Genomic DNA, 22,324 nt, shown 5'->3' with positions numbered 1-22,324 from the left:
CTTCAGACCGGGTCGGCCGACGGAAGCGCGGACTTGCCGTCCCGCTCCGCCTCTCCCTTCCCCTCCGCCGCTTCCTCCGCAACCGGCTCCGGCCCCGTCTCCGGCTCTGTCTCCGGCCCCGTCTCCGCCGGTCCTTCCGCCCCCGGCGCGCTCCCCGCCGGATACAGCATCCTGGCGATGACGTCCTCGATGTCCGGCTCCCGCACCGACAGGTCGACCAGCGGATATCCGTCCGCCACCGCCGCCACGATCGGCGCGGCGCTGCTCCCGGCAGGGAACGCCAGCCACTGCCGCGGCCCCTCCACCTTCACCGTCCGCGAGCCGGGGATCTCGATCGGCGGCAGCTCCCGCTCCAGGTCGACCACGAGCGTCCGCTCGCTCCCGCCCACCGCGTGCAGCCCCTCGATCCCGCCGTCGTACACGAGCCGGCCGTGGTCGATGACCATCACCCGCTTGCACAGCTGTTCGATGTCGGTCAGGTCATGGGTGGTCAGCAGCACGGTGGTGCCCTGCTCGGTGTTCACCTCGCGCAGGAACTCCCGTACCTTCGCCTTGCTGACCACATCCAGCCCGATCGTCGGCTCGTCGAGGTAGAGCACCTCGGGGTCGTGCAGCAGGGCGGCCGCGATGTCGCCGCGCATCCGCTGGCCGAGGGAGAGCTGACGGACCGGCACGTCCAGGAGCTCGCCGAGGTCGAGGAGTTCGACACACCGGTCGAGGTTCTCGCGGTACCGGGCGTCGGGGATCCGGTACATCCGCCGCACCAGCGCGTACGAGTCGCGCAGCGGCAGGTCCCACCACAGGGTCGTACGCTGCCCGAAAACCACCCCGATCCGGCGCGCCAGCCGCGTCCGCTCGCGCGACGGGTCGATCCCGGCCACCCGCAGCCGGCCGCCGCTGGGCACCAGGATCCCGGTGAGCATCTTGATCGTGGTGGACTTCCCGGCGCCGTTGGGCCCGATGTAGCCGACCATCTCCCCGCGCGGCACCCGGAAGCTGATGCCGTCCACGGCGCGCACCTCGCGCCGCTCGCGGCGCAGCAGCCCGGCCCGGCGCCGCACCTGGAAGACCTTCTCGACCCCGTCGAGCACGATGAAGTCATCCGTGAAGTCGTCCACGAAGTCGGCGTTGAAGTTGTCCTTGAAGTCACCCATGAAGGCTCAGCCCCTCTCAGCTGCCCGTGCTCCGATACGACCGCAGCCCCGACCGCCAGGCCAGCCCGGCCAGCGCGCAGCAGCCCAGCGCGACCAGCGGGGCACCGAAGCCGATCCAGCTCGGCAGGCCCAGCGGGTTCTCCCGGCCCAGGATGTGCAGCGCGGGCAGCCAGTTGACGAAGGCCAGCGGGATGACGAAGGTGACGCCGCGCAGCAGGTCCTCCGCGAAGACCGTCGGCGGGTACTGGAGCAGGGTGTTGCCGCCGTAGGTGAAGGAGTTCTGCACCTCGGAGGCGTCGTTGGCCCAGAACTGGAAGGCCCCGCCGGCCACGAACACCGCCCCGAAGATCGCTCCCCCGCTCAGCAGCATCACCGGCACCAGCAGCACCCGGTCGGCCGTCCAGTCGATGTCCAACCGCATCAGCGACCAGATGAGCAGCAGCAGCCCCTGGCTGATCCGGCCCAGCCTGCGCAGCGCGAAACGGTCGGCGGCCACCTGCGCGAGGATCGGCACGGGCCGCACCAGCAGGGTGTCCATCGTCCCGTCGCGGACCCGGCGGCCGATGCGGTTCATGCTGCCCAGGGTCAGGTCCGTGAGGCCGAAGGCGGTGCTGGTGGTGCCGTAGAGGAAGGCCACCTCGGGCAGGGTGAAGCCGCCGAGCGCGCCGACGTGCGAGAACATCAGCGCGATGACGACGAAGTCGAGCCCGGTCGCCGCGAAGTTCCCGATCGTCATGATCAGGAAAGAGGTGCGGTACGCCATCGTGGAGCGCACCCACATCCCGATGATCATCAGGTAGGCGCGCAGCCCGTGGTACGCGCGGGAGCGGAGCGGCTCAGCCACCCTGCACCACCACCTTCCGCGTGGCGACGGACTGCAGCGCCCGCCCCGCCCCGAACAGCACGGCCGCCCACCCCGCCTGGAAGGCGAACGCCCGCACGAGCCCGAGCCCGCGGTGCTCCTCCAGGAAGACATCCGCGGGCACCTGCAGCATCGCCGCCCACGGCAGCACCCGGGCCACCTCGCCCAGCGTCCCCGGGAAGACGTTCAGCGGGAGGATCATGCCGGAGAAGAACAGGCACAGCAGACCGCTCATCATGGAGATCCCCGAGCTGTCGAGCAGCCAGAAGGCGGTGAGCCCGACCAGATAGTGCACCGCGAAGCAGACACACACCCCAAGGGCGACCGACAGCAGGAACCAGACCCAGGTCAGCGCGGAGCCCGGCAGGGTCAGCTCGAAGGCCAGCGAGCCCAACACCATGGGCACGATCCCGCGCCCCAGCAGCTGGAACATCGCCCGGCCGAGGTCCCCGGCCAGCCACCACAGCTGGAGATCCACCGGGCGGTAGAGGTCGACGGCGATGTCGCCGGAGCGGATCCGCTCCTGTAGCTCCTCCTGGAAGCCCCCGCCCATCAGCGCCATGGTCGCGAGCAGCGCCTGGCCGAGCCAGACGAAGGTCAGCGCCTGGGAGAGGTCGTACCCGCCCAGGTGCGGTCGCTGGTCCCACAGGGCGGTGTAGGTGTAGGCGACGATGAAGCCGAAGACCGTATTGGTGAACACCCCGGCCGCGGTGGCGACCCGGTAGGTCGCGTAGCGTCTGAAGCCGCCCATCGCGACAACCGCGTACAGCCGCAGATGACCGCGGTGCGGGTGATCACGCCGCGGGTGATCACGGTGCAGATGGCCGCGCCGCATATGACCGCCCCTCTCCTCCCCGCCCGGCACCAAAGCTCAGGAGCCTAGCCGCGCGGCCGGAGGGAGGGCGAGGCATTATTCGCCCGAATGGAGCGCGGAACACCACCCGTTTGGCAGGCGGAAATCGTCCATTCCGCCGGTCACAGAGGTGTCACAGGTGTGGGCCACGGCCCCGGTCCGGAACGGATGATGCGACAGTGTTTTCTGGGGCGTACCAGGCCAATCGCCCGACCGTGCACGATTCCGCCGCGGCGCAACCCTCGACGGCGGCCGAGGAGTCTCAAAGGACATGAGCGACGAGCCCCAACTGATCGACGGCGGCATGGGCGGCCCGGACGTCACCAGCACCGGCGGCACCAACGACGGCAGGGCCACTCGCCCCAAGGGCAGAAAAGGCCGTCCCAAGCGCACCGGCTGGCGCCGTCTGTTCCCCACCTGGCGGATGGTGCTCAGCGGCTTTCTGGTGATCGTGCTGCTCGTCGCGGGCGGCCTGGTCACCGGCTATCTGCTCGTCGACATCCCGGCCGCCAAGGACATCGCCATCGCCCAGAGCAATGTCTTCCTCTACTCCGACGGCACCCCGCTCGCCCGCGAGGGCAAGGTCAACCGGGAGAACGTGCCGCTCAGCCAGGTGCCCAAGGCCACCCAGCACGCGGTGCTCGCGGCCGAGGACCGGGACTTCTACTCCGAGTCGGCCATCAACCCCGAGGCGATGATCCGCGCCGCCTGGAACACCGCCACCGGCAAGGGCAAGCAGTCCGGCTCCACCATCACCCAGCAGTACGTGAAGAACTACTACCTGGACCAGGAGCAGACCGTCTCCCGGAAGGTGAAGGAGTTCTTCATCTCGATCAAGCTGGACCGGGAGGTGAGCAAGGACGACATCCTGGAGGGCTATCTGAACACCAGCTACTTCGGGCGCAACGCCTACGGCATCCAGGCCGCCGCCCAGGCCTACTACGGCAAGGACGTCAAGGACCTCGGCCTCGGCGAGGGCGCGTACCTCGCGACCCTGCTCAACGCCCCCAACGCCTACGACGTGGTCACCCACCCACAGAACAAGGACCGGGCGCTGGCCCGCTGGAACTACGTCCTGGACGGCATGGTCAAGAAGGGCTGGCTGACCAAGACCGCCCGCGACAAGATGACCTTCCCGGCCCCCGGCAAGGTCACCGCCCAGTCGGGCATGTCCGGGCAGCGCGGATATCTGATCGAGGCCGTCGAGGCGTACCTCACCAACAACGGCATCATCGACGAGCAGACCCTGGCCCGCGGCGGCTACCGGATCACCACCACCATCGACCGGAAGAAGCAGGACGCCTTTGTCGCGGCGGTGCGCGACAAGCTGATGAGCAAGCTCAGCGACTCCCGCAAGGTCGACTCGTACGTCCGGGCCGGCGGCGCCTCGATCGACCCGAAGACGGGCGAGGTGGTCGCCCTCTACGGCGGCATCGACTACACCAAACAGTTCGTCAACAACGCGACCCGCACCGACTACCAGGTCGGGTCCACCTTCAAGCCGCTCGTGCTCGCCTCCGCGCTGCAGAACGGCTCCACCACCCAGGGCGGGGAGCAGATCACCCCGGACACGATCTACGACGGCACCAACAAGCGCGAGGTCGCCGGGTCCGACGGGCCCACCGGGTACGCCCCGGCCAACGAGGACGACGTCGACTACGGCGCCATCGACGTCACCACGGCCACCGACAAGTCGGTGAACTCCGTCTACGCGCAGATGGCACAGGACGTCGGCCCGGACAAGGTCAAGCAGACCGCGATCGCCCTCGGCATCCCCAAGGACACCCCCGACCTGACCGCCTCCCCCTCCATCGCGCTCGGCCCCGCCACGGCCAGCGTGCTGGACATGACCGAGGCGTACGCGACCCTCGCCAACCACGGCGTCCACACCCCGTACACCCTGGTCACGAAGATCACCAGGGACGGTGCGAAGCTCAAGGTCCCGTCGCCGAAGACCGACCAGGCCGTCCCGCGCGCCGCCGCCGACACCACCACCACGGTCCTCCAGAGCGTGGTGGACGGCGGCACCGCCACCGCGGCCCAGGCCGCCGGGCACCCCGCGGCGGGCAAGACCGGCACCGCGGAGGACGACAAGGCGGCCTGGTTCGCGGGGTACACCCCGGACCTGGCGACGGTCGTGGCCGTGATGGGCCAGGACTCCGCCACCGGCGCGCACAAGTCGCTGTACGGGGCGACCGGCCTGCCCCGCATCAACGGCGGCGGCTACCCCACGGAGATCTGGGCCACGTACACCGCCGCCGCGCTCCAGGGACGCACCCCGGCCGAGTTCGACCTGAACCCGGGGGACGGCACCGGCACCCCGACGCTCCCGACCGGCCCGGCCACCACCGACCCGGCCGTCACCACCCCGCCGGAGGTCACCACCCCTCCCTCCACGCTCCCGACCAACCCGACCGACCCGACCCTGCCCCTGCCCACCCTCACCCCGCCGACGGCCCCGACCGGCCAGCCGACGTACACCCCGCCGACGGGCATCCCGACGGCGGATCCGACCACGGCCGACCCGGGCGGCCCCGAGGTCCCCGGCGGCCCCGAGGCGGGCGGCTAGGTCCTGTCCGGGCGCTGAAGCCGGAACGCGGGAGGGGTGGTGACCTCGGTCACCACCCCTCCCGCGTTGGTCTCTGGGGTACGGCTTTCGGGGATACGGCCCGTTCAGAGGTACAGCCCGGTGGAGTCCTCGGACCCCTCCAGCCGCTCGGCCGCGACCGCGTGCAGATCGCGCTCCCTCATCAGGACGTACGCGACGCCGCGGACCTCGACCTCGGCCCGGTCCTCCGGGTCGTAGAGCACCCGGTCGCCCGGCTCCACGGTCCGCACGCTCTGCCCGACCGCGACCACCTCGGCCCAGGCCAGCCGCCTGCCGACCGCCGCGGTCGCCGGGATGACGATGCCGCCGGTCGAGCGCCGCTCGCCCTCCGGGATGTCGGTTCGGACCAGCACCCGGTCGTGCAGCATCCGGATGGGCAGCTTGTCATGGGAGGTGTTCGTACTCACGCCCCCGACCGTACCTGGCCCGGCGGCACACCGGAGGCACAGGCCGGACACAGCCCGCCCGAACGCCCCCGGCCGCCCCTTGACCGCCCCCCTGCCCGCTACGAACGGCGACGCCGCGATGACATGGCGTACAGCCCGGCGAGGCCCACCACCACGAGCGTCACCGGAATGATCCGCTCCAGTCGCGGGATCCCCTCTTCGGAGACGAACTGCGCCCGTACGCCGGTGACCGCGCGGTTCACGGAGACATAGGCCCGCCCCGCCGTCCGGTCCACCGCCGACACCGCCTTCGCCTTCGCGTCCCCGACGATCGTCTTGGGATGCACCCGCGTCCCGATCTCGTCGAGCGTCGCGGCGAGCTGCTGCCGCCTGCGGGCGATATCCGCCTCGATCTGCGCAGGGGTCCTGGCCTCCGACACCGCGCTGCCTCCGTCATTCTCGATGATCCCGTGATGGACAGTCTGTCAGCTCCCCCTGGCCCACGCCCCATAGCACCCCCGATCGAGAACCTGGCTAATGTCGGGTACGTACGCACCCGCGCCACGCACACGTGCCACGAGGAGACCCCACCATGAGCGAGCGCCTCCAGCCCGGCGACACCGCCCCCGCCTTCACCCTCCCCGACGCGGACGGCAAGCCTGTCTCGCTCGCCGACTACGCCGGCCGCAAGGTGATCGCCTACTTCTACCCGGCCGCCCTCACCCCCGGCTGCACCAAGCAGGCCTGCGACTTCACCGACAACCTCGACCTCCTCGCCCAGCACGGCTACGACGTGGTCGGCATCTCCCCGGACAAGCCCGAGAAGCTGGCGAAGTTCCGCGACAAGGAGAGCCTCAAGGTCACCCTCCTCGGCGACCCCGAGAAGGAGACCCTCCAGGCGTACGGCGCCTTCGGTGAGAAGAAGATGTACGGCAAGACGGTCACCGGCGTGATCCGCTCCACGGTCGTCATCGACGAACAGGGCAAGGTCGAGCGCGCCCTGTACAACGTCCGTGCCACGGGCCACGTCGCCAAGATCATCAAGGACCTGGGCCTCTGACCCGCTCCTCCCACAGCCGGTCCCGGCGCCGCGGGATCACCACCCCGTGGCGCCGTCGGCATCACTCGGCATTACCCGGCACGTAATCGACCACTCCCGATGGCTCGGACATCCTGAACGCGTCGAAACGACGAGCTGAGGAGCCGAGATGTTCTTTGAGACCACCGACGGGACCCGCCTGGCGTACGAGGACTACGGGCAGGGCCGACCGATCGTCTTCGTCACCAGCTCCATGCTCAACACCGAGATGTGGGAGTACCAGATCCCGTTCTTCGTCGAGCAGGGCTTCCGCTGCGTCTCATTCGACCGGCGCGGCCACGGCCGCTCCGACCGCCCCTCGACCGGTTACGACATCGACACCCTCGCCGACGACCTCGCCGTGTTCCTCGACCACCTCGACCTGCACGACGTGATCTTCGTCGCCCACTCGCTGGGCGGCGCCGAGGTGGCCCGCTACCTCGGCCGCCACGGCGAGGACCGGGTCGACCGCGCCGCATTCGTCTCCGCCATCCTGCCGTTCCTCAAGCAGACCGACGACAACCCCGAGGGCGTCCCCGAGGCCGCCATGGACAGGATGCTCGCCCGGATCCGAGCCGATCGTCCCAAGTGGCTCACCGTGCAGTCACAGGCCTTCTTCGCCACCCAGTTGGGCACCGAAGCCTCCCCCGCCATCATCGACTGGACGACCCGGATGTGCCTGTCCGCCTCCCCCTGGGCCACCCAGCAGGTCCAGCAGACGGTCTACCACGCCGACAACCGCGAGCACCTGCGCCGGCTCACCATCCCGACCCTGGTCGTGCACGGCGACGCGGACGCCTCCGCCCTGGTCGAGGTGACCGGCCGCCGTACCGCCGCGCTGATCCCCGGCACCGTCTACAAGGAGTACCCGGCGGCCGGGCACGGCCTCTTCTTCACCCACAAGGACCAGCTCAACGCCGACATCCTCGACTTCATCAAGTCCTGACGTCTGTCGCCCCCGACGGCGGCCGCGAGGTCACCACCCCGTGGCGCCGTCGATCCGCTCGCGCAGCAGATCCGCATGGCCGTTGTGGCGCGCGTACTCGGCGATCATGTCCACCATGATCCGCCGCAGCGCGATGGGCTCCCCGGTCCGCTTGCGGATCCCCGTCACATCCAGCGACTCCGCGGCGGCCACGATCTCCCGCGAACGCCCGCACTCCGCCCGCCACACCGCGAACGCCTCCGCGGGGTCGCCGTCGAGCGCCTCGAAGTCCTGCTCGGGGTCCTCGTCCGAGTAATACAGCAGCGGAACGTCTTCGCCGGCGAACTGAATACGGAACCACCAGCGCTCAACCCCCGCCAAGTGCCGCACCAGCCCATGCAGCGACATCCCCGACGGCGGCACCCCCCGCTCCGAAAGCCGCCCCGGCTCCACCCCCGCGCACTTCGACTCGAACGTCGCCCGCTGCCAGTCCAGCACGCCGCTCAGCACCTCCCGCTCCCCACCCACCGCGGGCGGATCGACCCGCGCTCCCTCCTCGCCCCACCTCGGCGCGAAGTGCTGGGGCACGCCTGATCCGGTCATCGTCCGTCTCCTTCGTCGGGATGCTTCGTCGGGATGGGCGGAGTTTGGCAGGGGCCACTGACAGTGGGGCCCGATGCGTCGGGCGGCGCCGTAACCCTACGATCAGCGATTCGTTACTCAGTGCGAGGATGCGACATGTGATCGTCCGGGGAGGGGAACCATGCGGATCAGATACACGCCCGAGGTGCTCGCGGAAGCCGCGCGCACCTCGGAGACCATCGATGAAGCCATACGGCTGTGCGGCGGCAAGCCGACCATCGGCAGCAGAAGCTACCTCCGCCGCAAGTTCGCCGAGGCGGGCATCGACGCCTCGCGCCTCCGCACGCCGCTGGTGCGCCACAACGAATCACGGCTCCGTGAAGTCGTCGCGTGCTCGACCAGCGTGGCCGAGGTCGTTCGCCGCCTAGGGATCAGTCCTGTGGGCGGCAATCAAGCCCACATCGGCCGCCGCATCGCCGCCCTCGGCATCGACACGTCACACTTTTCGGCGCAATCGTCTCAACGACCCAGGAGGCGGTTGAGGGACCGTCTGGTCCTGGGATCGCCGTCAGACGGAAGAATCCCCGGCGAGCGACTGCGCAGGGAACTCGTCCGGCGTGACATTCCGGAGGTGTGTGCGATGTGCGGCACGGGCCGGGAATGGAACGGCAAGCCGCTGCGTCATGAAGTCGACCACATCAACGGAGACTGGTGGGACAACCGCCCAGAGAACCTGAGGCTCCTGTGTCCCAACTGCCATGCGGTGACAGACACCTACCGCGGTCGCAAGCGGCAGGGCGCGGCATGAATCGGCGTGGCACGAAGCGGCTGCTGCCCCAGGACGCCCTGCTGAGAGCCGTTGCCGAGTCGCACAGCGTGGCCGGGGTGTTGCACGCTCTGGAGCTCCCCGCCGGAGGCGCGGGCCGTGCTCTGGTGCAGCGGAGCATCGCCACGTACGGAATCTCGACCGCCCACTTCGTCGGCCAAGGCCACCAGTGCGGCCGCCCTTCTCCCCATCGCAAGTCCGCCGAGATGATCCTCCGGAAGCTCGAACCCGGGGCCTCGCGCACAAAGACCTCATTGCTGAGGCGCGCGCTCGAAGAGAGTGCCGTGCCGCGAGTCTGCGACGGGTGTGGGACAGGTGACACCTGGCAGGGCCGACGCCTCGTCCTGGAGATCGACCACATCAACGGGGATCGGTGGGACAACCGCCTCCAGAATCTGCGTTATCTCTGTCCGAACTGCCACGCGCTTACCGACACCTGGTGCCGAAGCGGGAAAAAGAGGGGAAGTGCCACCACCTAGCGCTCACCCCGATGCCGTCACAGTCACCAGGCCGGTAGCATGGCCTGCGACTGGCGGCCGTGGCGTAATTGGCAGCCGCGCGGCGTTTAGGTCGCCGTGGGAGAAATCCCGTGTGGGTTCGAGTCCCACCGGCCGCACCGTCGAAGGGGCGGTCCGCTGATCCAGCGGACCGCCCCTTCGAGGTCGCTCACCCCAGCAGATCCCGCACCAGCGGCGCAAGCGCCCGGAACGCCTTCCCCCGATGGCTGATCGCGTTCTTCTCCTCCGGGGTCAGCCCGGCGCAGGTACGGGTTTCGCCGTCGGGCTGGAGGATGGGGTCGTAGCCGAAGCCGCCGCCGCCGGTGGGTTCGCGGCGGAGGGTGCCGGGGAGGCGGCCGGTGACGACGCGTTCGGTGCCGTCGGGGAGGGCGAGGGCCGCGGCGCATTCGAAGTGGGCGGCGCGGTGTTCGTCGGGGACGTCGGCGAGTTGGGCGAGCAGCAGCTCGAGGTTGGCCCGGTCGTCGCCGTGGCGGCCCGACCAGCGGGCCGAGAAGATGCCGGGGGCGCCGCCGAGGACGTCGACGCACAGCCCGGAGTCGTCGGCGACGGCGGGGTGGCCGGTGGCCCGGGCCAGGGCGTGGGCCTTGAGGAGGGCGTTCTCGGCGAAGGTGACCCCCGTCTCCTTGACGTCGGGGACCTCCGGATAGGCGTCGGCACCCACGAGCTCGACGTCGAGGCCGGCGTCGCTCAGGATCGAGCGCAGCTCGACGATCTTGTAGGTGTTGCGGGTGGCGAGGATCAGGCGCTTCATGGATGTCGATTATCGACGGTTATCGACGGGGCGGTGTCGTCAGGGGCTGCAGACCTTGGTCAGCTCGCCGGCCGCGTCCTTGACGGGGGTCAGGTCGGGGTCCTGGCCCTTGTCGATGGCGGTCTGGACGTTGTCCACGGCCTTTTGGAGGTCGTCGACGGCCTTGCCGACATCCGCGTTGTCGGTCTTGTCCTTGATCTTGTCGATGTCCTTGTCGAGGGCGTCGAGGATCTTGTCGGCGTCCTGCGGGTCGACCACGGCGCCGCCCACCGCGTCCTGGAGGTCGTCCACGTCGGTCGTGATGTCCACGGCGAGCTGCGCGCAGTCGATGGCCTTCTCGATCGCGCTGCACCCCGCGGTGATCGGCACGGCGAGGGCGACGACGGCGAACGCGGCGAGAGCGGTCGTGCGGCGGTGACTGCGGTTACGGCCGGAACGACCGAAGCGGTGGTGGCGCGGCGCCATGGACGGGTCCCCTCCCCTGGTGGCGGTGACGGGCGCATCGCATCGCGTGCTGCATCGCGTGCGCCCGTACCCGAGTATCCGTATATGACTACACGCCACCGGCCGTCAGGAGGTTGCTTTTTGATGTCTCCCCGGCACCGGAACGGCGTGCGTCACAGCTGGCCGGCGAGCGCCGCGCGCTGGACCTCGGCGAGTTCGCCGCAGCCCGCGACGGCCAGGTCGAGCAGCCCGTTCAGCTCCTCGCGCGCGAAGGGCTCGCCCTCGGCCGTGCCCTGGACCTCGACGAAGCGCCCGTCGCCGGTGCAGACGACGTTCATGTCGGTCTCGGCGCGCACGTCCTCCTCGTAGCACAGGTCGAGCAGCGGGATCCCGCCGACGATGCCGACGCTGACGGCCGAGACGGTCCCGGTCAGCGGCTGACGGCCGGCCTTGATGAGCTTCTTGCCCTGGCCCCAGGTCAGGGCGTCGGCGAGGGCGACATACGCGCCGGTGATGGCCGCGGTGCGGGTGCCGCCGTCGGCCTGGAGGACGTCGCAGTCCAGGACGACGGTGTTCTCGCCGAGGGCCTTGTAGTCGATGACGGCGCGCAGCGAGCGGCCGATCAGGCGGGAGATCTCGTGGGTACGGCCGCCGATCTTGCCGCGGACGGACTCGCGGTCGCCGCGGGTGTTGGTGGCGCGCGGCAGCATGGCGTACTCCGCGGTGACCCAGCCCTCGCCGCTGCCCTTGCGCCAGCGCGGCACGCCCTCGGTGAAGCTGGCCGTGCACAGTACGCGGGTGCCGCCGAAGGAGACGAGGACGGAGCCCTCGGCGTGCTTGCTCCATCCGCGCTCGATGGTCACGGGGCGGAGCTGGTCGGGCGTACGGCCGTCGATACGAGACATGGGGCGAGCCTATCGGCAATACCGAGGGCGGTTCAGTTGCTCATATCAGGTCAGCCGCTCACATCAGGTCTTCGATCTCGGCGGCCACGGGGTCCGCGTCGGTGCCGATGACGACCTGGATGGCGGTGCCCATCTTCACCACGCCGTGTGCGCCGGCGGCCTTGAGGAGGGCCTCGTTGACGAGGGCGGCGTCCTTGACCTCGGTGCGGAGCCGGGTGATGCAGCCCTCGATCTCGATGATGTTGTCGATACCGCCGAGCCCGGCGACGATCTTCTCAGCCTTGCTGGCCATGTCCACTCCTGTTGTCTCGGCCCTTCGGCGACCCTGGGGCGATACCGACGAGCGGGTTGTCATACGTTAACCACGTTTAGTCCCGGTTCGCTCGGTCATGTCCGTCACCGCACCCCCGGCCGACCCTGTGGTCTACACCATTATCGCGACCCGGGACCGCCGCGAAACACCACCCGCCAGTGGTTCAGACCACACCGGAACGATAGATTCCGTTATCCCGCCCCTACGTGCTAGAACAGGTCTACACCACTGTGGTGTAGACCATATGCGGGCCGTCCCCTCTCCCCCGAGCGCCCGCCTCACCAGGAGGAATCCGATGAGTACGGCCACCGCTACGGCCGCGCCCGCCAGAAAGCGGCGCGCCGGCCTGTTCCAGGGACTCCAGAAGGTCGGCCGCAGCCTGCAGCTGCCCATCGCGGTCCTGCCCGCCGCCGGAATCATGGTGCGGCTCGGGCAGCCCGACGTCTTCGGCGCCGACGGCCTCGGCTGGGACAAGGTCGCCGCCGTGTTCAGCAACGCCGGCGGTGCGCTCACCGGCGCCCTGCCACTGCTGTTCTGCGTGGGTGTGGCCATCGGGTTCGCCAAGAAGTCGGACGGCTCCACCGCGCTGGCCGCCGTGGTCGGCTTCCTGGTCTACAGCAAGGTGCTGGAGGCGTTCCCGGTCGCCGCCGCGGTCATCCAGAAGGGCCAGGACATCCCGGCCAAGTACAACGACCCCGGTGTGCTCGGCGGTATCGTCATGGGGCTGCTGACCGCGGTGCTGTGGCAGCGCTTCCACCGCACCCGGCTGGTGGACTGGCTCGGCTTCTTCAACGGCCGCCGGCTGGTGCCGATCATCATGGCCTTCGTGGGGATCGTGGTGGGCGTCTTCTTCGGCCTGGTCTGGGAGCCCATAGGCGAGGGCATCGGCAACTTCGGTGAGTGGATGACGGGCCTGGGATCCGCGGGCTCGGCGCTCTTCGGCGCCGTCAACCGCGCGCTGATCCCCATCGGCATGCACCAGTTCGTGAACACCGTGGCCTGGTTCCAGCTCGGCGACTTCACCAACGCGGCCGGCCAGGTCGTACACGGCGACTACAACCGCTTCCTGGCGGGCGACCCGACCGCCGGAATGTTCATGTCCGGCTTCTTCCCGATCATGATGTTCGGCCTTCCGGCCGCCGCCCTGGCCATGGCCCACACCGCCCGTCCCGAGCGCCGCAAGGCCGTGCTGGGCATGATGGTCTCGCTGGCGCTGACCTCGTTCGTCACCGGGGTGACCGAGCCGATCGAGTTCTCGTTCATGTTCATCGCGCCGCTGCTGTATGTGATCCACGCGCTGCTGACCGCCGCGTCCATGGCCATCACCTGGGCCCTGGGCGTGCACGCGGGCTTCAACTTCTCCGCCGGCTTCATCGACTACGCGCTCAACTGGAGCCAGGCCACCAAGCCATGGTTGATCATCCCGGTCGGACTGGCCTTCGCGGCGATCTACTACGCGATCTTCCGCTTCGCGATCGTCAAGTTCGACCTCCCCACCCCGGGCCGCGAGCCCGAGGAAGAGGTCGAGGACCTCACCAAGGCCTAGCCCCTGCCGCGAACGCCGACGAGGCCCCGGAACCGAGCGGTTCCGGGGCCTCCTCACGTACGACAGCCACTGCCCTCAAAGCTCGTAGACCGCGCCCGCCTTCGCCAGCTCCACCGGCCCGCCGAAGACCGCCTGCGCGTCCCGCTGGTTGATCTGGGGGTCCGTCCACGGCGGGATATGCGTCAGCACCAGGGTGCCGACCCCGGCGCGGCGCGCGTGCTCCCCCGCCTGCCGCCCGTTCAGATGCAGCTCGGGGATGTCTTCCTTGCCGTGCGTGAACGCCGCCTCGCACAAGAACAGGTCCGCGCCCCGGGCGAGCTCCACCAGGGCCTCGCAGGGGCCGGTGTCGCCGGAGTAGACCAGTGCGCGCCCCCCGTGCTCGATGCGGAAGCCGAACGCCTCCACGGGGTGGCAGACCCGGACGGTGCGGATCGTGAAGGGGCCGAGGGTGAAGGTGCCCGGGGTCAGCGTGCGGAAGTCGAAGACCTCCTGCATGGACTTCTCGTCGGGCACGTCCTCATACGCCCGGACCAGCCGCCGCTCGGTGCCCTTGGGGCCGTAGACCGGGATCGCCTCGGCGCGGCCGCCGTCATGCCGGTAGTAGCGGGCGACGAAGTACGCGCACATGTCGATGCAGTGATCGGGGTGCAGATGGGAGAGAAATACGGAGTCGAGGTCGTAGAGACCGCAGTGGCGCTGCAGCTCGCCGAGGGCGCCATTGCCCATGTCGAGCAGCAGCCTGAAGCCGTCGGCCTCTACGAGGTAGCTCGAGCAGGCCGATTCCGCGGACGGGAACGACCCTGAGCATCCGACGACGGTGAGCTTCATGAAGCAGGAACCTCCTCGGGGGGTCCCCATGCCGAAGGCCATGGGCGGGTGCGGGGGTCATGCGGTGCCCACGAGCGTAAAGCGCTAAAGCCCTGGTCGCCCCTCTGCAAGCCCTCGTTGTGGGCGGAATCACCAGGACGGCCGGGAACTCGGCCCCCGGCGGCCCCAGTCCGGTCCACCCGCCCCCACAGCCCCAAACCCCGGCTCCGGGGGCTCCGACCCGTGCCCGCCTACGCCCAGAGCTGGCCGTGCAGCGTCTCGATGGCCTCCTCGGTGGTGGCGGCGGTGTAGACGCCCGTCGACAGGTACTTCCAGCCGCCGTCGGCGACCACGAAGACCACATCGGCGCTCTCGCCGGCCTGCACCGCCTTGCGGGCGACGCCGAGCGCGGCGTGCAGCGCGGCCCCCGTCGAGACGCCCGCGAAGATGCCCTCCTCGGCGAGGAGTTGCCGGGTGCGGGCCACCGCGTCCTCGGAGCCGACCGAGAAGCGGGTGGTCAGCACGGTCTCGTCGTAGAGCTCGGGGACGAAGCCCTCGTCGAGGTTGCGCAGGCCGTAGACGACGTCGTCGTAGCGCGGCTCGGCGGCGACGATCTGGATCCCGGGGACGTGCTCGCGCAGATACCGGCCGACGCCCATCAGCGTGCCGGTCGTGCCGAGCCCGGCGACGAAGTGGGTGATCGACGGCAGGTCGGCCAGGATCTCCGGGCCGGTGGTGGCGTAGTGGGCGCCCGCGTTGTCCGCGTTGCCGTACTGGTAGAGCATCACCCAGTCCGGGTGCTCGGCGCTGAGCTCCTTGGCGACGCGTACGGCGGTGTTGGAGCCCCCGGCGGCGGGCGAGGAGATGATCTCCGCGCCCCACATGGCGAGCAGCTGGCGCCGCTCCTCGCTGGTGTTCTCCGGCATGACGCAGACGATGCGGTAGCCCTTGAGCTTGGCCGCCATGGCGAGCGAGATGCCGGTGTTGCCGGAGGTCGGCTCCAAGATGGTGCAGCCCGGTGTCAGCCGGCCGTCCTTCTCGGCCTGTTCGATCATGTGGAGCGCGGGGCGGTCCTTGATCGAGCCGGTCGGGTTGCGGTCCTCCAGCTTCGCCCAGACGCGGACGTCGGCGGAGGGCGAGAGCCGCGGCAGCCTGACGAGCGGCGTGTTGCCGACCGCTGCCAGAGGGCTGTCGTACCGCATCAGACCGCGCCGCCCGCGACGGCCGGGAGGATGGTCACGCTGTCGCCGTCGGAGAGCTTGGTGGAGACGCCGTCGAGGAAGCGCACGTCCTCGTCGTTCAGGTAGACGTTGACGAAGCGGCGCAGCTCGCCGTCCTGGACCAGACGCGCCTGGATCCCGGTGTGCCGGGCCTCGAGGTCGGCAAAGAGCTCGGCGATCGTGTTCCCGCTGGCCTCGACCGCCTTCTGGCCGTCGGTGTAGGTGCGGAGGATGGTCGGGATGCGGACCTCGATGGCCATGTGTGGGCTCCTGTCGGAGGGCGGGGATTCAGGGCCCTCCCGGACGGCGTCCGGAAGGAGGGTCGGTGCGCACGGCGCGCGGGCGGAGGGCGTGACTCCGCGGCGGTCAGGCGGCGGCCCGGCGCGGACACATCGCGCTGGCGAGCCGGCACAGGTCGACGTGGAGGCGCGCCACGAGCAGCATGCCCGGCGTCTTCTCGCTCACATCATCGACAACCATGGAGTCATCGTATCGATTCCCCGTCCCGCCCTCGGAGGGCCGTCCCGCGATACGGGCGGACGACGACCACTATGCGAGACGCGGGCGCCTTCCAGTACGCCTGGTACGCCTAGTACGCCTTCTAGTACGCCTCGACGACCTTGACCTCTTCCTCGGTGACCTCGCCGTCCACGATCCGGAACGACCGGAACTGGACCGGACCCTCGTCGTTGCCGCACTCGGCGGTGGAGACCAGCACGTAGTGCGCGCCGGGCTCGTTGGCGTACGAGATGTCGGTGCGGGACGGGTAGGCCTCGGTGGCGGTGTGCGAGTGGTAGATGACCACGGGCTCCTCGTCCCGGTCGTCCATCTCGCGGTAGAGCTTCAGCAGATCGGTCGAGTCGAACTCGTAGAACGTGGGCGAGCGGGCCGCGTTGAGCATCGGGATGAACCGTTCGGGGCGGCCGCTGCCGGCCGAGCCGGCGATCACGCCGCACGCCTCGTCGGGGTGGTCGGCGCGGGCGTGCGCGACGATCTGGTCATGGAGGGCCTGTGTGATGGTCAGCATGGCCAAAGAATAAGACGCGAAAAACAAGGCGGGCTCCGGACCCTGAGATCCGGAGCCCGCCCATCGAGACGGGTCAGCCGTTACTTCGCGATGTACTCCCGCTCGGGGGCCGCGTCGGCCGCCCGCGGGCCGCGGCTCTTGAGGACCGCCCAGCCGATGGCCAGGCACACGGCCCAGCCGGCGCCGACGTACAGCGAGATCCGGGCGTCCTTGTCGTAGGCGATCAGGCCGGTGACGAAGAGCAGGAAGATCAGCGCGACCCAGCTGAAGACCGCGCCGCCGGGGGCCGGGAAGGACGAGGCCGGGAGCCGGCCGGCGCGCACCGCGCCGCGGTAGCGGATGTGGCTGACCAGGATCATCGCCCAGGCCCAGATGCCCGCGGCGGTGGCGACCGAGGTGACGTACTCGAAGGCCTTCTCCGGGACGAGGTAGTTCAGGATCACGCCGATGCCCATGAGGGCGACGGACAGGGTGATGCCGACGGCCGGGGTCTTACGGGCGTTGAGCTTGCCGAACTCCTTGGGGGCCTCGCCGTTGGCGGCCAGGTCGCGCAGCATCCGGCCGGTGGAGTACATGCCGGAGTTGCAGGACGACAGGGCGGCGGTGAGCACCACGAAGTTGACGATGCCCGCGGCGAAGGGGATGCCGATCACGGAGAAGGCGTGGACGAAGGGGCTCTCACCCGCCGAGAACTCGGTCCACTTGACGACGCAGAGCAGCACCAGCAGGGCGCCCACATAGAAGATGAGGATGCGCCAGGGCAGGGTGTTGATCGCCTTGGGGAGGGTCTTCTCCGGGTCCTCGGACTCGCCCGCGGTGACGCCGACCAGCTCGACGGCCAGGTAGGCGAACATCACGCCCTGCAAGGTCATCAGGCTGTCGCCGATGCCGTTCGGGAAGACGCCGTGGTGCGACCAGAGGTTGGAGACGGCGGCGGTGTCACCGGCCTCGGAGAAGCCGAGGGTGAGCACGCCCAGACCGATCACGATCATGCCGATGATCGCGGTGACCTTGACCATCGAGAACCAGAACTCGACCTCGCCGAAGATCTTCACCGAGATCAGATTGACCCCGAACAGCACCACCAGGAAGACCAGGGCGCTGACCCACTGCGGGATCGACGGGAACCAGAAGTGGATGTAGATGGCGGCCGCGGTGAGTTCGGCCATGCCGGTGACCACCCACATCAGCCAGTACGTCCAGCCGGTGACGAAGCCGAAGAACGGGCCGAGGAACTCCCGGGCGTACTCCGAGAAGGAGCCGGTGACCGGCCGGTACAGGAGCAGCTCGCCGAGCGCTCGCATGATGAAGAAGATGACCACGCCGGCGAGGGCGTACATGAGGATGATGCTGGGCCCGGCCTTGGCGATGTTCGCCCCGGCCTTCATGAAGAGCCCGACGCCGATGGCTCCGCCGATGGCGATCATCTGGACCTGGCGACTGCCCAGGCCCCGTTCGTATCCCTCTTCGGAAGTGGTGCCCACGGCCGCATTGCCGACAGCGTCGTCTCCAGGTCGATCGACCCGCGCTGAGGTCATGGTTCCTACGCCTTTCTACCTGTGGGGGGCTGGCGATCGTGAAGATTTATCACGGCCGCAACACTGATCCACACGGGTAGATGTGCAGTACACCACAGGAAGAAGCGGACAAAAGCCACTTAAGTCGACAAAGGCCTCAGTCATGGTGACACGATCGTTATCCGGACTTGAGCATCCTCTAAACGAACACTCAGCGATCAGGACATCAGGGTTTCAACGAGGGTTTCCTGGAGACCGCCGAGCCAGAAATACGCCATCACCATGGGCTTACGCGGATCGGAGTCCGGCAGCCGCAACAGCTCGCCGCCGTCGTCCTCGTCGGTGACCTCCAGCCGGGTGCCGATGGCCAGCCGCAGGTCGTTCAGGGCACCGAGCCACTGCCGGGACTGCTCGGGCGACAGCTCCAGCACCCCCGCTCCGGCCTCGGCACCCTCGGCCTCCACCCCCTCGAGGGCGTCCAGGCCGCGCACCACCGCGAGCGCGTCCTCGCGCTTGCGGGCCCGCAGGTCGTTCTCGGTGTAGCGGCGGAACTCGGACGAGGCGGCCTGCGCCGTGGCCTCCTCGTCGGCCCCCAGCTTCTGGCCCGGGCCGCCGTACGCGTCCGGGAAGAGCCGGGCCAGCGCCGGGTCCGCGGGCGGCTTGGTGGGCCCCTCGGCGAAGATCGCGTCCAGCGGGTCGCGCCCCTCCACCGGCTCCGCACCGGGACCGATCAGCTCCAGCAGCTGAACCGCCAGGCTGCGCAGGATGGAGATCTCCACATCATCCAGGGCCACCACGGCCCCGCCGCCGGGCAGCGGCTCGAAGTGCCCCGCCATCAGCGGTCCTGCTGGAGAGTCGCCCACAGTCCGTACCCGTGCATCGCCTGCACGTCACGCTCCATCTCCTCGCGGGTACCGCTCGAGACCATCGCGCGACCCTTGTGGTGGACGTCCAGCATCAGTCGGTGCGCCTTGTCCTTTGAATAGCCGAAGTACGTCTGAAAGACATACGTGACATAGCTCATGAGGTTGACCGGGTCGTTATGCACAACGGTGACCCATGGAACGTCGGGTTCGGGTACCGCCGAAGGCGCCTCGCTGGACTGGGGACGTTCGATCTCCACCGGTGTCGCACTCACACCCCCCATGCTGCCACCCGGCATGGCCCGTCGCATAAACCGGCACCTAAACCGGCACCTAAACCGGCACCCAGAAATCGTCACCTTGACGAGTATCGGAGGTAACATCATCGTCCATGAACACCGCTCACCTCGGACTGCCGGTGGACGTGCCCTCGACAGCGCTGTTCACCGACCGGTACGAACTGACCATGCTCCAGGCCGCCCTGCGCGCCGGCACCGCCGATCGCCGCTCGGTCTTCGAGGTCTTCACCCGCCGCCTCCCCGAGGGACGGCGGTACGGCGTCGTCGCGGGCACCGGCCGGGTGCTGGACGCCGTGGAGAACTTCCGCTTCGACAGCGGCGTACTGGACTTCCTCGCCGACCGGCGGATCGTCGACGAGCCCACGCTGGAATGGCTCGCCGACTACCGCTTCCACGGCGACATCTGGGGCTACCCGGAGGGCGAGGTCTACTTCCCCGGCTCGCCGATCATGCGCGTCGAAGGCAGCTTCGGCGAGGCCGTCCTGCTGGAGACGGTGATCCTCTCCATCCTCAACCACGACTCTGCCGTCGCCGCCGCGGCCTCCCGGATGTCCGTGGCCGCCGGCGACCGTCCGCTGATCGAGATGGGCGCCCGCCGCACCCACGAGCTGTCCGCCGTCGCCTCGGCCCGCGCCGCGTATGTCGGAGGCTTCTCCTCCACCTCCGACCTCGCCGCCGGATTCCGCTACAACATCCCGACCGTGGGCACCAGCGCGCACGCCTTCACCCTGCTGCATGACACCGAGCGGGACGCCTTCACCGCGCAGGTCGACTCCCTCGGCAGCGCCACCACCCTCCTGGTCGACACCTTCGACGTCGTCTCGGCGGTGCGCACCGCCGTCGAGGTCGCGGGCACCGAGCTGGGCGCGGTACGGATCGACTCCGGAGACCTGCTGCTGCTCGCCCACCGGGTGCGCCACCAGCTCGACGAGCTCGGCGCGAAGAACACCAAGATCGTGGTCACCAGCGACCTCGACGAGTACGCCATCGCCTCGCTCGCGGCCGCGCCCGTGGACGCGTACGGGGTCGGCACCCAACTGGTCACCGGCAGCGGGCACCCGACCTGCGCGATGGTCTACAAGCTGGTCGCCCGGGCCGACTCCGACGCCGCGCCGCTGCGCCCCGTGGCGAAGAAGTCCATGGGCTCGAAGACCTCGGTCGGCGGCCGGAAGTGGGCCGCCCGGCGGCTGGACGAGGACGGCGTGGCCGAGGCCGAGGTGGTCGGCAGCGGTGCGGTCCCGCCGGGGCTCGCGGACCGGCAACTGCTGGTCGAGCTGGTGCGCGGCGGCGAGGTCGTGACCCGCGAGCCGCTGGACACGGCGCGGGACCGGCATGTGACGGCGCGGGCGGGGCTGCCGCTGTCGGCGACACAGCTGTCGCGCGGCGAGCCGGTCATCCCGACGGAGTACGTGATGGGGTGAGCCCCCGCAGACCGGGGCCCTGGGTCCGGGACGGCCGTGCGTGGGACGCGATGCCGCGCGCGGCCGTATGGGTAAGGCGCATAGGTGCGGCCGTATGGGTAAGGCGCATGGGTAAGACGTATGACCAAGGCGCACGGATAGGGCGCACGCCAGGGCGCAACGCGGCGCGCCGAGACGGCGTGCGCACCGGCCGATGCGGCGCGTGCGCCTGGCCTCGCGCCCGGCCGCCGTATCGTGCCGGAGCACGATTCCGCCAGTCCGGCGTCCGGCTCCGGCCCACTCCCGCAAACCTGGCCGAGTGTCTACCCTCGGTGACATCCCCACCAGCTAGCAGCTCACTAGCACATCAGACCGCTTCCGCACACCACACAGCTTCGGGCCGAGTCGCTTCCCGGTCCTCATCTCTGATCCCAGCCGGAAGGCGCACGCCATGCACCGGGCACTGATCGTCGTCGATGTCCAGAACGACTTCTGCGAGGGCGGCAGCCTCGCGGTCCAGGGCGGCGCGGATGTCGCCGCCGCCATCACCGATCTCATCGGGGAGGCGACGCCCGGTTACCGCCATGTCGTCGCCACCCGCGACCACCACATCGACCCCGGGGACCACTTCTCGGACAATCCGGATTACGAGCGCACCTGGCCGCCGCACTGCGTGGCGGGCACCGAGGGCAGCGGCTTCCACCCGAACTTCGCGCCCGCCGTCGCCTCCGGCGCCATCGACGCGGTCTTCGACAAGGGCGCGTACGAGGCGGCGTACAGCGGCTTCGAGGGGGCCGACGAGAACGGCACCCCGCTGGTGCGGTGGCTGCGCGAGCGCGGCGTGACCGAGGTGGACGTGGTCGGCATCGCCACCGACCACTGTGTGCGGGCCACGGCCCTGGACGCGCGCCGCGAGGGGTTCGCGGCGCACGTCCTGCTGGACCTGACCGCCGGGGTCGCCGAGGCGACCACGGAGCGCGCCCTGGAGGAGCTCCGCGCGGCGGGCGTGGAGCTCTCGGGCAAGCCGGTGGTCTGAGCCGGCGGCCTGAGTCGGTGGTCTGAGCCGGTGGCCTGACCTGCGCTACGCCGTCGCGGGCGGCCGCAGCAGGGCAGCGATGGGGTGCCACAGCTCCCCGACCCCGTAGGGCGCCGTACGCCACACCAGCCCGTCCGGATGGTGCAGCACCGCCGTCACCTCGTCCGGTGTCGGCGGCGCGCTGTTCCCCCGCAGGTACACCGCCCGCAGTCCGAGGTTGCGCAGCCTGGTCAGGGCGCGCTGGCGGTTCACGGCGTGCACCAGCACCCGTACGCCGCCCTCGCCCAGCGGTCGCGGCAGGGTCAGTGCCACGACCACGCTGCCTCCCGGCAGCTTGGTGAATCCTCCATCGGCCATGTGTCCATGTCCCCCGTGAGACGTCGTGTCAGCAAGAAAGGTCGTAG

The 22,324-nt window shown here is 69.7% G+C and carries 27 protein-coding genes and 1 tRNA gene; 9 read left to right on the top strand and 19 right to left on the bottom strand.

What is annotated here, in order from left to right; all coding sequences use genetic code 11:
- Positions 1 to 2 precede the first annotated feature (2 nt).
- The 3 genes from ACWY4P_RS33375 to ACWY4P_RS33365 are packed head-to-tail and all read right to left on the bottom strand — an operon-like array spanning position 3 to position 2,791.
- On the bottom strand, positions 3 to 1,154 hold the full coding sequence (locus ACWY4P_RS33375) for an ABC transporter ATP-binding protein (protein WP_456204256.1): 1,152 nt from the start codon (positions 1,152 to 1,154) through the stop codon (positions 3 to 5).
- A gap of 16 nt (positions 1,155 to 1,170) precedes the next feature.
- Entirely contained in the window at positions 1,171 to 1,947 is a 777-nt protein-coding gene (locus tag ACWY4P_RS33370) for an ABC transporter permease (RefSeq protein ID WP_456213146.1), read from the bottom strand.
- Positions 1,948 to 1,990: 43 nt separating this feature from the next.
- Positions 1,991 to 2,791, bottom strand: coding sequence for an ABC transporter permease (locus ACWY4P_RS33365; protein WP_456213145.1), 801 nt, complete (start codon positions 2,789 to 2,791; stop codon positions 1,991 to 1,993).
- Positions 2,792 to 3,140: 349 nt separating this feature from the next.
- On the opposite strand from ACWY4P_RS33365, the gene ACWY4P_RS33360 reads away from it, so the two are divergent.
- Positions 3,141 to 5,438: a transglycosylase domain-containing protein gene (locus ACWY4P_RS33360; RefSeq protein WP_456204255.1), complete on the top strand. Its 2,298-nt coding sequence runs from the start codon at positions 3,141 to 3,143 to the stop codon at positions 5,436 to 5,438.
- Between the two features lie 104 nt (positions 5,439 to 5,542).
- On the opposite strand, the gene ACWY4P_RS33355 is transcribed toward ACWY4P_RS33360, so the two are convergent.
- Positions 5,543 to 5,845, bottom strand: coding sequence for a GroES family chaperonin (locus ACWY4P_RS33355; protein ID WP_048831771.1), 303 nt, complete (start codon positions 5,843 to 5,845; stop codon positions 5,543 to 5,545).
- Positions 5,846 to 5,982: 137 nt separating this feature from the next.
- Positions 5,983 to 6,303, bottom strand: a complete 321-nt coding sequence (locus tag ACWY4P_RS33350; RefSeq protein WP_456204253.1) for a DUF3618 domain-containing protein — start codon at positions 6,301 to 6,303, stop codon at positions 5,983 to 5,985.
- 152 nt (positions 6,304 to 6,455) lie between these two features.
- Here ACWY4P_RS33350 and bcp point away from each other — a divergent pair, with 152 nt between their 5' ends.
- Positions 6,456 to 6,923: a thioredoxin-dependent thiol peroxidase gene (bcp, locus tag ACWY4P_RS33345; protein WP_456204252.1), complete on the top strand. Its 468-nt coding sequence runs from the start codon at positions 6,456 to 6,458 to the stop codon at positions 6,921 to 6,923.
- Positions 6,924 to 7,071: 148 nt separating this feature from the next.
- Entirely contained in the window at positions 7,072 to 7,887 is an 816-nt protein-coding gene (locus ACWY4P_RS33340) for an alpha/beta fold hydrolase (protein ID WP_456204251.1), read from the top strand.
- 30 nt (positions 7,888 to 7,917) lie between these two features.
- Here the strand turns inward: ACWY4P_RS33340 and ACWY4P_RS33335 are convergent, their stop codons facing one another.
- Positions 7,918 to 8,469 carry a DinB family protein gene (locus ACWY4P_RS33335; RefSeq protein WP_456204250.1) on the bottom strand — a complete coding sequence of 184 codons (552 nt, stop codon included), beginning with the start codon at positions 8,467 to 8,469 and terminating at the stop codon, positions 7,918 to 7,920.
- Between the two features lie 160 nt (positions 8,470 to 8,629).
- On the opposite strand from ACWY4P_RS33335, the gene ACWY4P_RS33330 reads away from it, so the two are divergent.
- From ACWY4P_RS33330 to ACWY4P_RS33320, 3 genes are all read left to right on the top strand, one after another.
- On the top strand, positions 8,630 to 9,256 hold the full coding sequence (locus ACWY4P_RS33330; protein WP_456204249.1) for an HNH endonuclease: 627 nt from the start codon (positions 8,630 to 8,632) through the stop codon (positions 9,254 to 9,256).
- Complete coding sequence (locus ACWY4P_RS33325) at positions 9,253 to 9,753, top strand: HNH endonuclease signature motif containing protein (RefSeq protein WP_456204248.1); 501 nt, start codon at positions 9,253 to 9,255, stop codon at positions 9,751 to 9,753. The genes ACWY4P_RS33330 and ACWY4P_RS33325 overlap by 4 nt, the downstream gene beginning before the upstream one ends.
- Before the next feature lie 53 nt (positions 9,754 to 9,806).
- A tRNA-Leu gene (locus tag ACWY4P_RS33320) sits at positions 9,807 to 9,890 on the top strand.
- Between the two features lie 50 nt (positions 9,891 to 9,940).
- Here ACWY4P_RS33320 and rdgB read toward each other — a convergent pair.
- The 4 genes from rdgB to ACWY4P_RS33300 all read right to left on the bottom strand — a co-directional run bounded on the left by rdgB (position 9,941) and on the right by ACWY4P_RS33300 (position 12,184).
- On the bottom strand, positions 9,941 to 10,543 hold the full coding sequence (gene rdgB, locus ACWY4P_RS33315) for an RdgB/HAM1 family non-canonical purine NTP pyrophosphatase (RefSeq protein WP_456204247.1): 603 nt from the start codon (positions 10,541 to 10,543) through the stop codon (positions 9,941 to 9,943).
- A 39-nt stretch (positions 10,544 to 10,582) separates the two neighbouring features.
- Positions 10,583 to 11,008, bottom strand: a complete 426-nt coding sequence (locus ACWY4P_RS33310) for a hypothetical protein (protein WP_456204246.1) — start codon at positions 11,006 to 11,008, stop codon at positions 10,583 to 10,585.
- Between the two features lie 152 nt (positions 11,009 to 11,160).
- Positions 11,161 to 11,892, bottom strand: a complete 732-nt coding sequence (gene rph / locus ACWY4P_RS33305) for a ribonuclease PH (RefSeq protein WP_456204245.1) — start codon at positions 11,890 to 11,892, stop codon at positions 11,161 to 11,163.
- Between the two features lie 58 nt (positions 11,893 to 11,950).
- The gene (locus ACWY4P_RS33300) at positions 11,951 to 12,184 is read right to left on the bottom strand and encodes a glucose PTS transporter subunit EIIB (protein WP_450481658.1); all 234 of its coding nucleotides are present in this window, start codon (positions 12,182 to 12,184) and stop codon (positions 11,951 to 11,953) included.
- A gap of 316 nt (positions 12,185 to 12,500) precedes the next feature.
- Between ACWY4P_RS33300 and ACWY4P_RS33295 the strand changes: the two genes are divergently transcribed.
- A complete protein-coding gene (locus tag ACWY4P_RS33295; protein ID WP_456204244.1) occupies positions 12,501 to 13,751 on the top strand; it encodes a PTS transporter subunit EIIC in 1,251 nt (416 codons plus the stop codon).
- Between the two features lie 75 nt (positions 13,752 to 13,826).
- Here ACWY4P_RS33295 and ACWY4P_RS33290 read toward each other — a convergent pair whose 3' ends face one another.
- The 8 genes from ACWY4P_RS33290 to clpS form a co-directional block, all read right to left on the bottom strand.
- Positions 13,827 to 14,579 (bottom strand): MBL fold metallo-hydrolase, encoded by a 753-nt coding sequence (locus tag ACWY4P_RS33290; protein WP_456204243.1) that lies wholly within the window; start codon positions 14,577 to 14,579, stop codon positions 13,827 to 13,829.
- Between the two features lie 230 nt (positions 14,580 to 14,809).
- Positions 14,810 to 15,760 (bottom strand): PLP-dependent cysteine synthase family protein, encoded by a 951-nt coding sequence (locus tag ACWY4P_RS33285; RefSeq protein WP_456204241.1) that lies wholly within the window; start codon positions 15,758 to 15,760, stop codon positions 14,810 to 14,812.
- On the bottom strand, positions 15,760 to 16,038 hold the full coding sequence (locus ACWY4P_RS33280) for a MoaD/ThiS family protein (protein ID WP_456204240.1): 279 nt from the start codon (positions 16,036 to 16,038) through the stop codon (positions 15,760 to 15,762). The genes ACWY4P_RS33285 and ACWY4P_RS33280 overlap by 1 nt, the downstream gene beginning before the upstream one ends.
- A 106-nt stretch (positions 16,039 to 16,144) precedes the next feature.
- The gene (locus ACWY4P_RS33275; protein ID WP_014179252.1) at positions 16,145 to 16,258 is read right to left on the bottom strand and encodes a putative leader peptide; all 114 of its coding nucleotides are present in this window, start codon (positions 16,256 to 16,258) and stop codon (positions 16,145 to 16,147) included.
- A 121-nt stretch (positions 16,259 to 16,379) separates the two neighbouring features.
- On the bottom strand, positions 16,380 to 16,805 hold the full coding sequence (locus tag ACWY4P_RS33270; RefSeq protein ID WP_456204239.1) for a Mov34/MPN/PAD-1 family protein: 426 nt from the start codon (positions 16,803 to 16,805) through the stop codon (positions 16,380 to 16,382).
- An 80-nt stretch (positions 16,806 to 16,885) separates the two neighbouring features.
- Positions 16,886 to 18,343 (bottom strand): amino acid permease, encoded by a 1,458-nt coding sequence (locus ACWY4P_RS33265; protein WP_456204238.1) that lies wholly within the window; start codon positions 18,341 to 18,343, stop codon positions 16,886 to 16,888.
- 197 nt (positions 18,344 to 18,540) lie between these two features.
- On the bottom strand, positions 18,541 to 19,158 hold the full coding sequence (locus tag ACWY4P_RS33260; protein ID WP_456204237.1) for a DUF2017 domain-containing protein: 618 nt from the start codon (positions 19,156 to 19,158) through the stop codon (positions 18,541 to 18,543).
- Positions 19,158 to 19,469, bottom strand: coding sequence for an ATP-dependent Clp protease adapter ClpS (gene clpS, locus ACWY4P_RS33255; protein ID WP_456204235.1), 312 nt, complete (start codon positions 19,467 to 19,469; stop codon positions 19,158 to 19,160). Before clpS ends, ACWY4P_RS33260 begins: the two co-directional genes overlap by 1 nt.
- A 107-nt stretch (positions 19,470 to 19,576) precedes the next feature.
- Here clpS and ACWY4P_RS33250 point away from each other — a divergent pair, with 107 nt between their 5' ends.
- Positions 19,577 to 20,905 carry a nicotinate phosphoribosyltransferase gene (locus ACWY4P_RS33250; protein WP_456204234.1) on the top strand — a complete coding sequence of 443 codons (1,329 nt, stop codon included), beginning with the start codon at positions 19,577 to 19,579 and terminating at the stop codon, positions 20,903 to 20,905.
- Between the two features lie 430 nt (positions 20,906 to 21,335).
- Positions 21,336 to 21,920 (top strand): nicotinamidase, encoded by a 585-nt coding sequence (locus tag ACWY4P_RS33245; RefSeq protein ID WP_456204232.1) that lies wholly within the window; start codon positions 21,336 to 21,338, stop codon positions 21,918 to 21,920.
- A gap of 45 nt (positions 21,921 to 21,965) precedes the next feature.
- Here ACWY4P_RS33245 and ACWY4P_RS33240 read toward each other — a convergent pair whose 3' ends face one another.
- On the bottom strand, positions 21,966 to 22,277 hold the full coding sequence (locus ACWY4P_RS33240; RefSeq protein ID WP_065960043.1) for a hypothetical protein: 312 nt from the start codon (positions 22,275 to 22,277) through the stop codon (positions 21,966 to 21,968).
- Positions 22,278 to 22,324: the final 47 nt, after the last annotated feature.

This window comes from Streptomyces sp. LZ34 (assembly GCF_053890475.1).
The sequence above is the reverse complement of the archived record's forward strand: the minus strand, read 5'-3'. Positions and strand labels throughout refer to the sequence as shown.

What these genes read in the sequence shown, in the direction of transcription:
- ACWY4P_RS33285 (WP_456204241.1), bottom strand. Translation starts at nt 15,760, where the DNA reads ATGCGGTACGACAGCCCTCTGGCAGCGGTCGGCAACACGCCGCTCGTC.
- ACWY4P_RS33310 (WP_456204246.1), bottom strand. Translation starts at nt 11,008, where the DNA reads ATGGCGCCGCGCCACCACCGCTTCGGTCGTTCCGGCCGTAACCGCAGT.
- bcp (WP_456204252.1), top strand. Translation starts at nt 6,456, where the DNA reads ATGAGCGAGCGCCTCCAGCCCGGCGACACCGCCCCCGCCTTCACCCTC.
- ACWY4P_RS33370 (WP_456213146.1), bottom strand. Translation starts at nt 1,947, where the DNA reads ATGATCATCGGGATGTGGGTGCGCTCCACGATGGCGTACCGCACCTCT.
- ACWY4P_RS33250 (WP_456204234.1), top strand. Translation starts at nt 19,577, where the DNA reads ATGAACACCGCTCACCTCGGACTGCCGGTGGACGTGCCCTCGACAGCG.
- rph (WP_456204245.1), bottom strand. Translation starts at nt 11,892, where the DNA reads ATGTCTCGTATCGACGGCCGTACGCCCGACCAGCTCCGCCCCGTGACC.
- ACWY4P_RS33375 (WP_456204256.1), bottom strand. Translation starts at nt 1,154, where the DNA reads ATGGGTGACTTCAAGGACAACTTCAACGCCGACTTCGTGGACGACTTC.
- ACWY4P_RS33325 (WP_456204248.1), top strand. Translation starts at nt 9,253, where the DNA reads ATGAATCGGCGTGGCACGAAGCGGCTGCTGCCCCAGGACGCCCTGCTG.
- ACWY4P_RS33330 (WP_456204249.1), top strand. Translation starts at nt 8,630, where the DNA reads ATGCGGATCAGATACACGCCCGAGGTGCTCGCGGAAGCCGCGCGCACC.
- ACWY4P_RS33360 (WP_456204255.1), top strand. Translation starts at nt 3,141, where the DNA reads ATGAGCGACGAGCCCCAACTGATCGACGGCGGCATGGGCGGCCCGGAC.
- ACWY4P_RS33245 (WP_456204232.1), top strand. Translation starts at nt 21,336, where the DNA reads ATGCACCGGGCACTGATCGTCGTCGATGTCCAGAACGACTTCTGCGAG.
- ACWY4P_RS33290 (WP_456204243.1), bottom strand. Translation starts at nt 14,579, where the DNA reads ATGAAGCTCACCGTCGTCGGATGCTCAGGGTCGTTCCCGTCCGCGGAA.
- ACWY4P_RS33300 (WP_450481658.1), bottom strand. Translation starts at nt 12,184, where the DNA reads ATGGCCAGCAAGGCTGAGAAGATCGTCGCCGGGCTCGGCGGTATCGAC.
- ACWY4P_RS33265 (WP_456204238.1), bottom strand. Translation starts at nt 18,343, where the DNA reads ATGACCTCAGCGCGGGTCGATCGACCTGGAGACGACGCTGTCGGCAAT.
- ACWY4P_RS33335 (WP_456204250.1), bottom strand. Translation starts at nt 8,469, where the DNA reads ATGACCGGATCAGGCGTGCCCCAGCACTTCGCGCCGAGGTGGGGCGAG.
- ACWY4P_RS33340 (WP_456204251.1), top strand. Translation starts at nt 7,072, where the DNA reads ATGTTCTTTGAGACCACCGACGGGACCCGCCTGGCGTACGAGGACTAC.
- ACWY4P_RS33275 (WP_014179252.1), bottom strand. Translation starts at nt 16,258, where the DNA reads ATGGTTGTCGATGATGTGAGCGAGAAGACGCCGGGCATGCTGCTCGTG.
- ACWY4P_RS33270 (WP_456204239.1), bottom strand. Translation starts at nt 16,805, where the DNA reads ATGCTGACCATCACACAGGCCCTCCATGACCAGATCGTCGCGCACGCC.
- ACWY4P_RS33260 (WP_456204237.1), bottom strand. Translation starts at nt 19,158, where the DNA reads ATGGCGGGGCACTTCGAGCCGCTGCCCGGCGGCGGGGCCGTGGTGGCC.
- clpS (WP_456204235.1), bottom strand. Translation starts at nt 19,469, where the DNA reads ATGGGGGGTGTGAGTGCGACACCGGTGGAGATCGAACGTCCCCAGTCC.
- ACWY4P_RS33280 (WP_456204240.1), bottom strand. Translation starts at nt 16,038, where the DNA reads ATGGCCATCGAGGTCCGCATCCCGACCATCCTCCGCACCTACACCGAC.
- ACWY4P_RS33240 (WP_065960043.1), bottom strand. Translation starts at nt 22,277, where the DNA reads ATGGCCGATGGAGGATTCACCAAGCTGCCGGGAGGCAGCGTGGTCGTG.
- ACWY4P_RS33295 (WP_456204244.1), top strand. Translation starts at nt 12,501, where the DNA reads ATGAGTACGGCCACCGCTACGGCCGCGCCCGCCAGAAAGCGGCGCGCC.
- rdgB (WP_456204247.1), bottom strand. Translation starts at nt 10,543, where the DNA reads ATGAAGCGCCTGATCCTCGCCACCCGCAACACCTACAAGATCGTCGAG.
- ACWY4P_RS33355 (WP_048831771.1), bottom strand. Translation starts at nt 5,845, where the DNA reads ATGCTGCACGACCGGGTGCTGGTCCGAACCGACATCCCGGAGGGCGAG.